Origin of the sequence: Streptomyces sp. NPDC056486, from assembly GCF_042795295.1 — a bacterium.
Lineage (GTDB): Bacteria > Actinomycetota > Actinomycetes > Streptomycetales > Streptomycetaceae > Streptomyces.
This window is the reverse complement of the sequence record NZ_JBHTSF010000003.1, coordinates 47,306-61,096: the sequence shown is the minus strand read 5'-3', so window position 1 is coordinate 61,096 and position 13,791 is coordinate 47,306. Positions and strand designations below refer to the sequence as shown.

Genomic DNA, 13,791 nt, shown 5'->3' with positions numbered 1-13,791 from the left:
GTCCCGCGCACGGGCCGGGGCGGTGCGCTGGACGACGATGCGCGTCGGCAGGTGTGTGCCGCTGAGCGCCAGGGCGATGAGCGGCAGCAGGGTGAGGGTGGCGGAGACGGCGCCGACCAAGGCGGGCCCCGTCAGGCCGAGGGAGGAGTCCAGGGCCTGTCCGGCGAGGGCCGATCCGGCAGCGATGCCCGTGTTGTACGCGGAGGTCGTCAGGGCCGAGGTCAGGATGGGGGCGTCGCCCGCGAAGCGGACGGCGAGGGAGGTGACGACCGGGTTGACGGTGAACCCGGTCAGGGCCATGAGGAACACCATGGCGATGGCCGTCACCGGGCCGTTGGACAGCGGGATCAGCAGGAACAGCGCCACAGCGGTGGCAACGGCGGCGGTGCTGGTCGTCGCCATGGGGCGCCGGTCACCGAGGCGGCCGCCGATCGCGGTGCCCCCCAGGGCGCCGATGCCGAAGGCGATCAGGACCAGCGGGACGGCCCCTTCCGCGATGCCCGCGCGGCCGGTCAGCAAGGGGGTGATGTAGGTGTAGGTCGCCATGACACCGCCCATGATCAACACGGCGGCAGTCAGAGCCAGCCACAGCCGGCCCTGTCGCAGAGCGCGGACCTCGGCCCGCACCGACACCGCGGCGCGCTGCTCGACGCGCGGGATGAAGCGTCCGACGAACACGGCGGCCAGGGCGGCGAGGACTGCCAGGGCCCAGAACGGGCCGCGCCAGCCGGTGAACTGGCCGACGTAGGAGCCGATCGGCACGCCGACGACGTTGGCCAGGGTCAGGCCGCCCATCATGACGCCGACGGCCCGGGTGGAGTTTTCGGGCCCCGCAGCGGCGGTGGCGATCACGAACCCGACCGCCCAGAACGCCCCCGTGGCCAGCGCGGTGATGACGCGAGCGACGAGGACGATCGTGAAGGAGGAACTGAGAGCCGCGACGACGTGGCCGAGCGCGAACACGGCCAGGGCCAGGACCAGGGTCCGGCGCTGGGGCATGCGCAGGGTGGCCATCGCCATGGTGGGCCCGCCGACGATCATGCCGACGGCGAAGGCGGTGATCAGCAGGCCCGCGTGCGAGACGCTGACGCCGAGGTCACCGGCCAGCTCCGGCAGCAGGCCGGCGATGACGAACTCGGTGGTTCCCATCAGGAACGTGCCGGCTGCGAGCACCCAGACGACGAAGGGCAGCTTGCCGTGGGCGGTCCTGGCTGCGGAAGACATACGGGTGGTTCTCTCCTTGCGGATCGTGCGGGGGTTCAGACGGCGGCTTCGATGCGGACCTGGGGGCCTTGGCGAGTGATGGCCGGGCGGAAAGCACCACGTCATCCAGGTAACCCGCTCCTGAAGTGCCGAGCGAGTCACCAGCGAGGGGTGTACCGGCAGTACATCCCTCCGGCCGCGTGCGGGACGTACCGTCGAAGACGTGGACAACCAAGCAGAGGCCCGCGAATTCCTCACCTCGCGGCGAGCGAAGATCACCCCTCAGCAGGCGGGTCTGCCCTCCGGCAGCCGTCGGCGCGTCCCCGGCCTGCGCAGGAGCGAGGTCGCCGCCCTCGCCGACATGAGCGTGGAGTACTACGCCAGGCTGGAGCGCGGCAACCTCGCCGGAGTCTCCCCGGCCGTCCTCGAAGCCGTCGCCCGCGCCCTGCAGCTCGACGACGCCGAACGTGCCCATCTGCTCCATCTGGCGCAGGCCGCTGACGGCTCCGACGTGCTCACCCGCCCCCGACGCCGTGCCACCCGGCAGTGGGCGCCGCACCGCAGCCTGCAATGGACCCTGGACGCCATCACCGCAGGACCGGCCTTCGTCCGCAACGGCCGTATGGACCTGCTCGCCGCCAATGAACTCGCCCGCGCCTTGTACGACGACGTCTACGCGACTCCCGGAAACCAGGCGAACCTCGCCCGCTTCAACTTCCTCGACCCCGCCTCCAGGCGCTTCTACCCCGACTGGGACCAGGCCGCCGACGTCGCCGTCGCCATCCTGCGCACCGAGGCCGGCCGCAACCCCCACGACAAGGGATTGCATGACCTCGTCGGGGAGCTGTCCACCCGCAGCGACGAATTCCGCACCCGCTGGGGCGCACACAACGTCCGCCACCACGGCACCGGCACCAAACGCTTCCACCACCACGCCGTCGGCGAACTCACCCTCGCCTACGAAGGGCTGGAAATGGCCGCCGAACCCGGCCTCACCCTCACCATCTACGCCGCCGAGCCCGGATCCGCCTCCGAAGAGGGCCTGCACCTGCTCGCCTCCTGGGCCGCCACACAGACAGCCGAAAACCGCATGACGACTCCAACCGCACCTGACGCCTGACACTCGACGCCTGACATCTGACGGGTGCTGGGCCGGGCAGGAGCGCGAGCGCCGATCGGGCGCCAGGAGGCAGGGAGTCAGGCCACGTCGAGTCGGCAGAACGATCCGACGGAGTACGTGAGTGATCTCGGGAGTGCCGCACTCCAGATTTTGACATTGCAGGTGAAGGGCCCGTCGGGAAGTCGATCGCGACGGGTTGCTTCGGCATGCCTCTATTCGGCCGAGTGGTATGAGTAGCCATTTCGAGCCACCTGACTTGACCCTCCCTTGACATGTGGTTGACCTTGTCTTTACCTTCGATCCGCGGTTCGATGAAGATCCAATTCGTTGCCCGTTCCGCATTTCCCAGGCACTCGAGGAGGTCCGTAATGGACAAGCTCATCAAGCAGATGACCCAGGACACCAACTGGTCGAAGTGGGTCGCCGCCAACTCGGCCCAGGGCGCCAAGGACGGCTGCATCAGCGCCACCCCGAAGGCCGGATGCATCAGCGTCGCCGGCAAGAGCGGCTGTATTTCCTGACCCGCCCCCCACGCCGGGGTCGCCGCCGTCCCTTCTCGGCGGCGGCCCCGGCCCGCCACCCCCACGGAGATCACATGAGCCCGCTGCCAAGCCCGCACGTCGTCGACCGGGTCCGGGACATCCCGGTCTACCGCGAGTCCGTCGCCCGGGGAGACTTCCCGATCCTGGAGAAAACCGAGATCGCCCGTGGCTTCCCGGACAACTGGATGACGCCCGGCCTCGCGGCGGCGCTGGAGGCGGGCGAGGCGGAGTTCGTCCTGTCGACCGGCACCAACCACGCCAGGATGCAGCTGATCAGGCCGCCGTACTTCCTGCTCCGCTCCTACTACCGGCTGTGGAGCGAACACCCCGACCTGCGCACCACCTGGGAGGCGGGCGCCAAGCGCATCTCCCTGACCACCGTGCTCGCCACCGAGCACGTCGCCCGTGTCAACGCCAAGAAGCCGGGCGCCACCCCGGGGGAGCGCTGGCTCGACGACCGCACGCTCTACCTCAACAACACCCTCGACCCCGCCGACTGGGACCGGGCAGAGGTCCGCCGCATGCTCGCCGAGATCCGCGCGATCAGCGACGCCCACCCCACCGGCACCTACCATCTGGACTGCTCGGGCTACCACCTCGCCCACCTCGTGCAGAAGGTGGACGCCTGGGGGCTGTGGGACGAGTTCCCGCAGCCGGGCAGCATCGTTCACGCCTACGAGTACACACCGCTGAACGTACGCGCCCTGCTGCACCGGCACTTCGACTGCCCCGTCGTCGACCTCTTCGGCAGCACCGAACTGGGCTATCTCTACTCCAGCGACCCCCGCACCGGCCGCTACCGGCCGCACCTGGACGACATGAGCGTCGAGCTCATCCCCGTCACCCCCGGCAGCGGCATCCACTGCCTCATCGTCACCAGCCTGCGCAACCCCTTCATGCCGCTCGTGCGCTACCGCTCCGGCGACTGCGTGCGCACCTCTGACGGCTCCGCCGACCCCGAGCGCATCGCGGCCTTCTGCGGCCGGGAGAAGGAACTGCTCGACGCGCCGGGCGGACCGGTTGCCCAAGCCGACCTCGACGCCCGCGTCCATGAGGCGTCCGACCGCGTCTTCCTCGCTCAACTGCGCCTGTCCGAGACCTCCGACGACGTCACCCTGCGCTACTCGACCTTCGACGGCACCCCGCTCGACGCGGCGCGGACCGGGCACCTCGAAGGGCTCGTCGGTGAACTCACCGGCCGCCCCTGCACCCTGGAGCACCGGACCGACCTGCCGATCGGCCGCTCCGGCAAGTACGTCTGGCTGGCGCGTCCCTCCTGACCGGCTCTCCCCGATCCGCCTCCGCCGACCGCCGACCGCCGCCCCCCTCACACCTGAACAGGACCCCGCCCCGTGACCACGTCAGCCACGTCAGCAGTCCCCGCCCCCACCGCTGAAGACCTCCTGGGCAGCACGCTGCACGGGGAGGTCGTCGGGTACTTCACCGCGAAGACGGAACACCACCGCAGCCATGTCGAGCACCAGGTGCGCGAGTGTCTGCGCTACCTGTACCTGGTCTCCCGCCATCCCGACCGGCTCGGCGGGCTGTTCCTGCCGGTGGAGCAGGAGATCGACGAGATCTGGCACTTCCTCATCCTGCAGACCCGCGAATACCGGGAACTGTGCGAACAGCGCCTGCCGGGCGGGGACTTCATCCACCACCGCAGCATCGCCTACACCGACTACCAGGGCGGCAGCCGGGCCGACGAGGGACGCCGGGTCGCGGCGGAGGAGGCCCTGCGCTGGATTCCGCTCTACACAGCCGCGTTCGGCCCGTTCGACGAGGACGCGCTCCCGCACTGGACCATCGTCCGCTTCCTCCACCAGGAGATGGACATGAGCCTGGCCGAGATCTCCGCCCTGGACCCCTCCGACGGGCCCGCCGCGTGACAACGGCGGCCCGCGCGCCGCAGTTCGCCGGACCCGAGGTGCAACGCCGCATCCTGACCGTGCTCGTGGCCTCGCAGGCCCTGGGCGGTGCCGGAATGGCGGCGGGCATCACCGTCGGCGCGCTGCTCGCACAGGACCTTCTCGGTTCCACCGGCCTCGCCGGACTGCCCGTGGCCCTGTTCACCGCAGGAGGCGCGCTCGGCGCCCTGCTCATCGGCCGGATCTCCGAGCGGTGGGGACGCCGCCCCGGGCTCGCCCTCGGGCACGCGGCCGCCGCCCTGGGCAGCGTCGGCGTGATCGTAGCCGCCTGGTCCCGCACCGTACCCCTGCTCCTGGTCGCCCTCTTCGTGTACGGCGCGGGCACGGTCACCGGCCTGCTCGCCCGGTACGCCGGAACCGACCTCGCACCGCCCGAGAAACGCGGCCGCGCCACCGGCACCGTGCTCCTCGCCACCACGTTCGGTGCGGTGGCCGGGCCCGCCCTGGTCGGCCCCACCGGAACCCTGGCCGGCTCCCTCGGCCTGCCCCGCCTCACCGGCCCCTTCCTGCTCGCCGCCGTCGCCTACACGGCCGCCGCCCTCGTCGTCGCCCTCTGCCTGCGCCCCGATCCGCTCCTGCTCGCCCGGAGGCAACACCAGGACGCCGCTGGGCAAAAGGCGGGCGAGCAGCGCGTCCGCCGCATCGGAACCGGGGTCGTCACCGGAGCGGCCGTGATGATCAGCGGGCAGCTCGTGATGATCGCCATCATGACGATGACCCCGGTGCACCTCACCCACCACGGACACAGCACACAGATGGCCGGGGTCGTCATCGGCCTGCACGTGGGCGCCATGTTCCTGCCCTCTCCCTTGACCGGTCTTGTGGTGGACCGGGTCGGAAGCCTGCCCGTGGCCGCGTCCTCCGGAGGCGTACTGCTCACCGCCGGGCTCCTGGCCGCCCTCGCACCGCCCACCGGAGCCGTGGGAACCGCCCTGCTCGGCACCGCCCTTGTGCTGCTCGGCGTCGGCTGGAACATGGCGCTCGTCAGCGGCACCGCCATGGTCGCGGAGGCCACACCCGCCGAGACCCGCGCCTCCACGCAAGGTCTTGTCGACGTGGGGATGTCGCTCGCCGGAGCCACTGGCGGCATGGTCTCCGGCCTTGTCGTGGCCGGCGGCGGCTACTCGCTCCTTGCCGTCTGCGGGGGAGTGCTCGCGCTCGCCGTCATACCGCTCACGGTCCGCGCCGCCCGCCCCCGGCACACCGCCCCACGCCCGACCGCGAGTTGACGCGCACCCTTTCAGCGACCGTCAGGAGACCGGCATGCCCAGCGTCCACCCGACCCAGACCCCGACGCCGACCCAGCCCTCGGCCCGGCCCACCGTCCCGCAGCTCGACGCCGTCGTGGTCGGGGCGGGCTTCTCCGGCCTGTACCAGCTGTACCGCCTGCGCGAACTGGGCCTGTCGGTACGCGTCATCGAGGCGTGCGACGACATCGGCGGTACGTGGCACCGGAACCGCTATCCAGGCGCGCGCTGCGACGTCGAGAGCGCGTCGTACTCGTACTCCTTCTCGCCCGACCTCGACCAGGAGTGGGAGTGGAGCGAGCGGTACGCGACGCAGCCGGAACTCCTGCGCTACCTCCACCACGTCGCGGACCGCTTCGGGCTGCGTGCGGACATCACGCTGCGCACCCGCGTGACACGTGCGGTCTACGACGAGGACGACCACCTCTGGCAGATCGTCACCGACACCGGGGAGACGCTCACCACCCGGTTCGTCGTCCTTGCCACCGGCTGCATGTCGGCCGTCAAGGAGCCGGACATCCCAGGCGCCGCCGCCTTCGAGGGCCGGGCCCTGCACACCGCCGACTGGCCCCACGAAGGCGTCGACCTCACCGGCAAGCGGGTCGCGGTGATCGGCACCGGCTGCTCCGGCGTCCAGGCCATTCCGCTCCTCGCCGAGCAGGCCGCCGCCGTCACCGTCTTCCAGCGCACCCCGGTGTACGCGCTCCCCGCCCACAACCGTCCGCTGTCCGCCGAGGAGAACGCCGAACTGAAGGCGCGCTACCCGCAGTTCCGGATCGCCCAGCGGCAGTCCAGGGGCGGCACCGTCTTCGAGCCGCCCACCCGGTCCGCTCTGGAGGCCGACGACGCCGAGCGCACCGCCGCCTATGCGGCAGGCTGGGAGTCCGGCCTGCTCAGCGGCCTGCTGCGGACGTACAACGACATCCTCGTCGATGCGGCCGCCAACGAGACCGTCGCCGAGTTCGTCCGCTCCAAGATCCGCACGATCGTCACCGACCCCGGGACGGCCGAGACGCTGTCACCGCGCGGCCTCCCCTACGGCACCAAACGTCCCTGCCTGGACACCGGGTACTACGCCACGTACAACAAGCCGCACGTCAGCGTCGTGGACCTCTCCAAGACCCCGATCGTGGGGATCACACCGAGCGGCATCAGTACCTCGGAGCGGGATCACACCGTGGACGTGATCGTCTTCGCCACCGGCTTCGACGCCATGACCGGATCACAGGTCGCCATCGACATCGTAGGCAAGGGCGGCACGACGCTTCAGGAGAAGTGGGCCGAAGGGCCTCGCAACCATCTGGGCCTCCTGTCGTCCGGCTTTCCCAACCTCTTCACCGTGATCGGCCCGCTGAGTCCGTCCGTGCTCAGCAACGCGGTGGTGGCCATCGAACAGCACGTGGAGTGGATCACCGACTGCATCGCGCACCTGCGAGAGAGCGACCTGACCGAGATCGACGCCACCGCGGAGGCCGAGGAGGAGTGGTGTGCCCACGTCGCCGAACTCGCCGGTCTGACGCTCTACCCGGCCGTCGCCTCCTGGTACACAGGGGCGAACGTGCCGGGCAAACCCCGGGTGTTCCTGGCCTACACGGGAGGCTTGGACCGATACCGGGCGCGGTGCGACGCCGCAGCCCTGGACGGATACCGCGGTTTTACTCTGGCCCCGCCGTCGGACGCCCGATAGGGATGCCGTCTCACGGGGCGGGAGGCCGCTCGCCGTGCCAGGAGCGCCAGAGGGCGGCGTAGGCGCCGTCGGCCGCGACGAGGTCGTCGTGGGTGCCGAGTTCGGTGAGACGGCCGCCCTCCATCACGGCAACCCGGTCGGCGTCGTACGCCGTCTGCAAGCGGTGAGCGATCGCGATGACGGTCCGGCCTTCGAGGACGGCGGCCAGCGCCCGCTCCGCGTGCCGGGCGGTTCTCGGGTCCAGGAGCGCGGTCGCCTCGTCGAGGATCAGCGTGTGCGGGTCGGCTAGAACCACGCGTGCCAGGGCGAGTTGCTGTGATTGGGCGCCGTCCGGCCGGTGCCCCTCGTGGCCCAGGTCGGTGTCCAGGCCGTCCGGCAGTTCGTTGGTCCACTCGGCTCCTACGGCGGCGAGTGCCGCATGCAGTTCGGCATCGCCGACGTGGGCGGAGGCGATCTGCAGGTTGTCCCGGACCGTGCCGAGGAACACGTGATGTTCCTGGGTGACCAGGACGACGTGTCGGCGCAACTGGTCGGGATCCAGGTCGGCGACCGGGACCTGCCCCACTGTCACCGAGCCGGTGTGCGGGGTGCCCGTGCCGGCCAGGAGCCTGCCCAGGGTGGTCTTGCCCGCACCGGAGGGACCGACGATCACGAGTCGCTCGCCGGGCCGGACGGTCAGGTCCACGCCGTGCAGCACGTCGTCCCCTTCGTCATAGGCGTAATGCACATCGGTCACTTCGATCCGGTCGTCGGCCGGTGTGGCGGCAGCGGCCGACGGTGTGTGCGTGGCCCGGCCGAGGCCCTCGACCCTGGCGAAGGAGGCGCGGCTGCTCTGCAGTTGCTCCATCTGCTGAAGGATGGTGTCCAGGGGTTGGGAGAGCTGACGCAGGTACAGGGCCGAGGCGACCACCGCGCCGAGGCTCATCGCGCCGTGGGCGTACAGCGCGCCGCCGACCAGCAGGACACCGGCCACGGGAATGACGTACGAGATGTCCACGGCCGGGAAGAGCACACTGCGCAGGAACAGTGTGCGGCTCCGGGTGGTCCGGCACTCTTCGATCTGCTCCTGGCATGCCGTCATGCGGTGCTGCTGCAGCCCGAGGGCTTCGACGGTGCGGGCCCCGGCGGCGGTGGCCGCGAGCTGCTCCGCGAGAGCTGAGTTGGCGGCGCCCTCGGCAAGGTAGGCGGTGAGCGCCCGGCGCAGGTACCAGCGGGCGGCGAACCAGATGCCGAGCAGGCCGAGGACTCCGCACCCACCGAGCAGCGGGTCGAGTGCGAAGACCGCTCCGAGGATGAACACCGCCTGGACTCCGGCGATGAGGACCTGGGGACCGGCGTCCCGGAGGGTGGCGCCGACCGCGACGACATCGGCGGTGCCGCGGGTCATCAGGTCGCCGGTTCCCGCGCGTTCGACCACCGAGGCGGGCAGCGCGAGCGCCCGGTCGGCGAACTGTTCGCGGATACGCGCCAGGGTCCGCTCGCCGAAGCGGTGCCCGACGTAGCCGGCGTATCGGGCCAGGACGAGCTGCACCAGGGCGAAGACGAGGATGATGAGCGCGAGACGGTCCACCGAGGCCACCGGGGCCCCGGCCCTGACCTCGTCGATGATGCGGCCGAGCAGCCACGGGCCGACGAGTCCGGCACCGGCGGCCAGCGCGTTGAGGCCGATCATGGCGGCGAAAGCACGGCCGTCCTGACGCACGAGGCGGAGTGCCGCCCGGCGTATTCGGGACGGCTCGGCGACGGGCAGGGCCCGGTCCGTGGGCGCCGTGGATGACGCGGATGCCGTGGGTGGGGGATCGGCCGTCATCACACGGCCTCCCCGCTCGTCGGAGCGGCTTCTTCATCCGCGCGGTCGCGGTCGGGGGCGCCGCGGGAGACCAGGAGACGGTAGCCGGGCTGCCTGGCCAGGAGTTCACGATGGCTGCCCGAGTCCGCGACGGAGCCGTCGACCAGGTAGTGCACGGTGTCCGCCTGATCAAGCAGGAGTGGTGATGTGCTGGTGACCACCGTGGTGCGGCCGGACCGTGCGGCGTACAGCCGGGTCGCGATGGCTGCTTCGGTGTGCGCGTCGACCGCCGAGGTGGGCTCGACCGCCAGGAGTACCTCGGGATCGACCAACAGGGCCCGGGCCAGGCGGATGCGCTGGCGCTGACCGCCGGAGAGGTTGCGGCCCTGCGCGTCGACCGGCGAGTCGAGGCCGTCCGGCAGGGCGCGGACGATGTCCTGTGCCATGGCCGCGTGGAGGCCCCGGCCGATGATCTCCTCGTCCCGGTCCAACGGGCCGCGGATCACCTCGCGCAGCGGTCCTGCGAACAGATCGGCCTCGTTGTCCGCGACGAGGATCCGGCGGCGGACCTGTGTCAGGTCGATCTCGTCGAGGCGTATCTCGCCCCAGGTCACGGCCGATTCGGCGAAACGGCCGAGACGGTCGATCACCGTCGCCGACTCCGCGGGCCGGGCGCTGACCAACGCGGTCAGTCTTCCGGGCGTCGCCTCGACGCCGGATGCGGGATCACGCAGCGCGGCCGGAAGCCCGGGCCCGTCCGAAGCCGCGTCCCCGCCCAGAGAATCGGGCTCCATGGTCAGGAAACGTATGACTCGGCGGGCGGCGACCAGCCCCCGGCTGAGGTCGTAGCCGCCCTCGATGAAGAACGAGACCGGCACCACAAGGACCGCTGCGTACCCGTAGACCGCGACCAACTCGCCGACGGTGATGGTCCCTTGTGCCGCCATCCGGGCCGCCAGCCAGGTCACGGCCCCGAGGAACAAGGTGGGGAGACCGACGCTCAGGGCCTGGATCCAGCTTGTCACCGCGCCGACGCGGTACCCCTTCGCCTGCAGTGTCCGCGAGCCGCGCCGGTAGCGCTCGGCGTACACCTCCTTGCCGCCGATGCCGTTGAGGACGCGCAGCCCTCCGACGATGTCCGTGAAACCGGCGGCGAGCCTGCCCTGTTGTTCCCGGTACGTCGCCTCGACGCCCTGAAGCCGACCGAGCAGCGGGCCGACAAGCGCCGCTAGCAGCGGCACACCGAGCAGTACCACCACGGCGAGCAACGGCGAAACGGTCAACAGCAGTGCGGCCACGACGACATAGGCGAGGACCGCACCGACACCGGGTCCTGTGATGGTCAGCGTGTTCGCGATCACCGCGACGTCGCCGAACCCGATCGTGACGACTTCCCCGGCCGTGACCCGGCGCGGTAGCGCCCCGCCCAGCCTGGTCGCCTGCCTGACCACCACCTGCGCGGAACGGAAGGCGGCATCCATCCGCACCTTGGTCATGGTGCGGTGCCGCATGATGGCCAGCCACGCGTTCAGGACTCCCACACCCAGCAACGCCGCGACCCAGCCGACGAGCACGGACCACTGCCCCCGCTCGAGGCCGTCGTCGATGGCACGTGACAGCAGGTACGGCGGCAGAGTCAGACAGACCATCCAGGCGCTGCCAAGGAGCGCCCCTGCGGCGATCCGCCGGCGCTGACTGGTGATCAGCCACCACAGGTACCGGGCGGCACTCCGACAGTCCGGGGTCCCCGGATCCAGTTTCGAATCTTCCACCCGCCGTACATTAATGATCGCTCGAGCGATTCGTTCGGGCGACCAGCGACCGTGCTGAGCGCTGAGCACGGGGTCGTACGCGCCTATACGAGGCCACCGTTGCTCATCAGCAGCTGACCGTTGATCCACTCGCCTTCCCTGGAGCACAGGAAGTCCACGAGGTGCGCGGTGTCCTGCGGAGTGCCCAGCCGGCCGAGCGGGGAGCTGCGGACGCAGTGCTCCCGGACTTCCTCGGGCATCCAGCCGGTGTCGACAGGGCCGGGATTGATCGCGTTGGCGGTCACGCCGAGGTGGGCGAGTTCCTGGGCGGCGGCCAGGGTGATGCGGTCAAGGGCCCCCTTGCTCGCCCCGTAGGGCAGATTGCCGACGGTGTGATCACTGGTGAGGCTGATGATCCGGCCGGTTCCCCGTTCCGCGGCGAAGCGGCGTCCGAACTCGCGGATGAGCAGCCAGGTGGCGCGGGCGTTGACGGCGAAGTGCCGGTCGAAACTCTCGACGGTGGTGTCAAGCAGCCCGGAGTCGACGGACTCGCAGTGGCACATCACCAGCGCGGTGACACTGCCCAGCCGCTGTTGGACCTCGTCGAAGACGCGTGCCGGGGTATCCGGGTCGGCGAGATCCGCCTCTATCGCAGTGGTGGACGCACCGTGTTCGGCCAGAGCTCGGCTGATCACTTCGCTCGCGCCGGGCTCGCTGCCCCAGCTCATACGGTCGTCGTAGGGGGTCCAGTAGGTGAAGGCGATGTCCCATCCCGATGCGGCCAGCCGACGGGCGATGCCCGCGCCGATACCGACGGTGCGACCCACCCCGGTGATCAGGGCGAGCGGGCGGTCGGCCGAAGAGCCCTGACCGTGGGCCGGCTGATCATGATCGATGTTCGTCGTCACGGTCCGGAATCGTTCACGAACGACAACCGGAGCGTCAATCGTTTTTCTGCGACGTCGCGGCAAATGGGCAGGGGCAGGCGGCACATGTGCGTCGCCCTGAGGAGCGGCGCTCACGCTCTGCACGCGACCGCAAGAAGTGGACCAGAGCCCGCTCAGACCTCCACGGCCACCTGGGGCAAGACGAGCACCAGCACCACCAGGCCGATGGGTTGAGGGGATCCGCCCCCTCCTTTCCCTTTCACTTGTTCCACCAGGTATCTTGCATCGCATGGAACCAGGTGATTCGACCAAGCAGGCCCGGGCAGCCGCCCAGCTGCGCAAGGGCGTCCTGGAGTACTGCGTGCTCGCCCTGATGCGGGACCGCCCCCGCTACGGCGTGGAACTCCTCCACGCCCTGGAGGACTCCGGTGCCCTGGCCACCAGCCAGGGCACGGTCTACCCGTTGCTCTCCCGGCTCCGCCGTGACGACCTGGTCACCACCACCTGGCAGGAGTCCGCCACCGGGCCGCCCCGTCGCTACTACGCCCTCACCGACAGCGGCCGGGCCGCACTCGACGAGTTCACCCGCGTCTGGCCCGGCTTCCGCAACGCCGTCGACGCCTTCCTGACCACCCCGCCCCCCACCACCGGAGACCTCGCATGAAGACATCTGCCGATCCCATACGCGACTACCTCTACGCCGTCGAGCGCGAGGCCTCCGCCCTCAGCGCCGACCACCGCCAGGAACTCCTCGCCGACCTCGCCGAACACATCGAGGTGACGCGCGCCGAACGTCCCGACGCCACGATCGGCGAGATCCTGGCGGAGCTGGGGGACCCCCGCACGATCGCAGCGACGGCGCTGGCCGAGGCAGGGACCGGGGCTGCCGGGGCCTCGCCCCGGGCCGAGGTCGGTACACCCGCCCGGCGCGGCAAGGTGCACCCCCTGGTCCCGCTCCTGATGCTCACCCTCTCGCTGCCCTTCGTCATGGTCTTTCCCGACCACCCCGGCCCGCTGATCGGCGCCCTGTTCCGCATCACCGGCGCGGTACTTCTCTGCACCTCGGTGCACTGGATCGCCGTCCAGAAGACCACCGGCGTACTGCTCGCGGCCGTCCTGCCGATCGTCGTCATCTTCGCCTGGAACCAGTCCAGCGGCGCCCCGGCGGGCGACACCCCGGCCCTCCTGGCCAACCTGGCGATGCTCGCCCTGCTGGTCGGCACGGCAGCATGGCTCTGGCGGGTCCGCCGCGCCTGAGCGCGGCCCGTGAAGCCGTCTCGGCCGGCCGCGACTACGGCGCTGAGTCGGCGGAGTTCGAGTGAGCCGTCCCGCGTAGCGCGCCAGGTTCACAACCGGCCTGCGCCCGTTCAAGTGCCGTTCAGCGCACAACCATCGGCCGTTTCCACGTGTCTCGCAGATGAATCACATCCGCGCGCACGCGTCTCGACATCGCTCGCGCTCTGAGGAGGAACCGTGGGCATACGCCGACCCGCCATATCGACCGCCGTAGCCGCCGCCCTGATCGGGTCGCTCGGCGTGCCGCTCGTCGCGGGCACCGCATCAGCGAAGGACGGCGCCGCCACCGTGCGCGAGGACTTCGACGGCGACGGCCACCAGGACGTCGCCGTCGCCGCTCC

General features: G+C 70.7%; 12 protein-coding genes and 1 pseudogene. 9 read left to right on the top strand and 4 right to left on the bottom strand.

The window, feature by feature from the left end; translation table 11 throughout:
* A partial coding sequence (locus ACFQ7F_RS02695; RefSeq protein WP_383264992.1) for an MFS transporter occupies nt 1–1,224 on the bottom strand: 1,224 nt, incomplete at its 3' end.
* A gap of 202 nt (nt 1,225–1,426) precedes the next feature.
* Here ACFQ7F_RS02695 and ACFQ7F_RS02690 point away from each other — a divergent pair.
* From ACFQ7F_RS02690 to ACFQ7F_RS02665, 6 genes are all read left to right on the top strand, one after another.
* Nucleotides 1,427–2,323: a helix-turn-helix transcriptional regulator gene (locus tag ACFQ7F_RS02690; RefSeq protein WP_383264989.1), complete on the top strand. Its 897-nt coding sequence runs from the start codon at nt 1,427–1,429 to the stop codon at nt 2,321–2,323.
* Nucleotides 2,324–2,691: 368 nt separating this feature from the next.
* Entirely contained in the window at nt 2,692–2,844 is a 153-nt protein-coding gene (locus ACFQ7F_RS02685) for a hypothetical protein (RefSeq protein WP_202120919.1), read from the top strand.
* 74 nt (nt 2,845–2,918) lie between these two features.
* Complete coding sequence (locus tag ACFQ7F_RS02680) at nt 2,919–4,145, top strand: hypothetical protein (RefSeq protein WP_383264985.1); 1,227 nt, start codon at nt 2,919–2,921, stop codon at nt 4,143–4,145.
* 72 nt (nt 4,146–4,217) lie between these two features.
* A complete protein-coding gene (locus tag ACFQ7F_RS02675) occupies nt 4,218–4,754 on the top strand; it encodes a hypothetical protein (RefSeq protein ID WP_383264983.1) in 537 nt (178 codons plus the stop codon).
* Nucleotides 4,751–6,022 carry an MFS transporter gene (locus ACFQ7F_RS02670; protein ID WP_383264980.1) on the top strand — a complete coding sequence of 424 codons (1,272 nt, stop codon included), beginning with the start codon at nt 4,751–4,753 and terminating at the stop codon, nt 6,020–6,022. Before ACFQ7F_RS02675 ends, ACFQ7F_RS02670 begins: the two co-directional genes overlap by 4 nt.
* A gap of 34 nt (nt 6,023–6,056) precedes the next feature.
* Entirely contained in the window at nt 6,057–7,727 is a 1,671-nt protein-coding gene (locus ACFQ7F_RS02665) for a flavin-containing monooxygenase (protein WP_383264977.1), read from the top strand.
* Between the two features lie 10 nt (nt 7,728–7,737).
* Here ACFQ7F_RS02665 and ACFQ7F_RS02660 read toward each other — a convergent pair whose 3' ends face one another.
* The 3 genes from ACFQ7F_RS02660 to ACFQ7F_RS02650 all read right to left on the bottom strand — a co-directional run bounded on the left by ACFQ7F_RS02660 (nt 7,738) and on the right by ACFQ7F_RS02650 (nt 12,175).
* Nucleotides 7,738–9,537, bottom strand: coding sequence for an ABC transporter ATP-binding protein (locus tag ACFQ7F_RS02660; protein ID WP_383264975.1), 1,800 nt, complete (start codon nt 9,535–9,537; stop codon nt 7,738–7,740).
* Nucleotides 9,537–11,288, bottom strand: a complete 1,752-nt coding sequence (locus tag ACFQ7F_RS02655; protein ID WP_383264971.1) for an ABC transporter transmembrane domain-containing protein — start codon at nt 11,286–11,288, stop codon at nt 9,537–9,539. Before ACFQ7F_RS02655 ends, ACFQ7F_RS02660 begins: the two co-directional genes overlap by 1 nt.
* 83 nt (nt 11,289–11,371) lie before the next feature.
* Nucleotides 11,372–12,175: an SDR family oxidoreductase gene (locus ACFQ7F_RS02650; RefSeq protein ID WP_383264968.1), complete on the bottom strand. Its 804-nt coding sequence runs from the start codon at nt 12,173–12,175 to the stop codon at nt 11,372–11,374.
* Between the two features lie 268 nt (nt 12,176–12,443).
* On the opposite strand from ACFQ7F_RS02650, the gene ACFQ7F_RS02645 reads away from it, so the two are divergent.
* From ACFQ7F_RS02645 to ACFQ7F_RS02635, 3 genes and pseudogenes are all read left to right on the top strand, one after another.
* Entirely contained in the window at nt 12,444–12,818 is a 375-nt protein-coding gene (locus tag ACFQ7F_RS02645; protein ID WP_383264966.1) for a PadR family transcriptional regulator, read from the top strand.
* On the top strand, nt 12,815–13,411 hold the full coding sequence (locus ACFQ7F_RS02640) for an HAAS signaling domain-containing protein (RefSeq protein ID WP_383264963.1): 597 nt from the start codon (nt 12,815–12,817) through the stop codon (nt 13,409–13,411). The genes ACFQ7F_RS02645 and ACFQ7F_RS02640 overlap by 4 nt, the downstream gene beginning before the upstream one ends.
* Nucleotides 13,412–13,627: 216 nt before the next feature.
* Nucleotides 13,628–13,791, top strand: a pseudogene (locus tag ACFQ7F_RS02635) (hypothetical protein); the annotation flags it as partial.

Coding starts and splice junctions, on each gene's coding strand:
- ACFQ7F_RS02665 (WP_383264977.1), top strand. CDS start 6,057: ATGCCCAGCGTCCACCCGACCCAGACCCCGACGCCGACCCAGCCCTCG.
- ACFQ7F_RS02645 (WP_383264966.1), top strand. CDS start 12,444: ATGGAACCAGGTGATTCGACCAAGCAGGCCCGGGCAGCCGCCCAGCTG.
- ACFQ7F_RS02640 (WP_383264963.1), top strand. CDS start 12,815: ATGAAGACATCTGCCGATCCCATACGCGACTACCTCTACGCCGTCGAG.
- ACFQ7F_RS02660 (WP_383264975.1), bottom strand. CDS start 9,537: ATGACGGCCGATCCCCCACCCACGGCATCCGCGTCATCCACGGCGCCC.
- ACFQ7F_RS02680 (WP_383264985.1), top strand. CDS start 2,919: ATGAGCCCGCTGCCAAGCCCGCACGTCGTCGACCGGGTCCGGGACATC.
- ACFQ7F_RS02685 (WP_202120919.1), top strand. CDS start 2,692: ATGGACAAGCTCATCAAGCAGATGACCCAGGACACCAACTGGTCGAAG.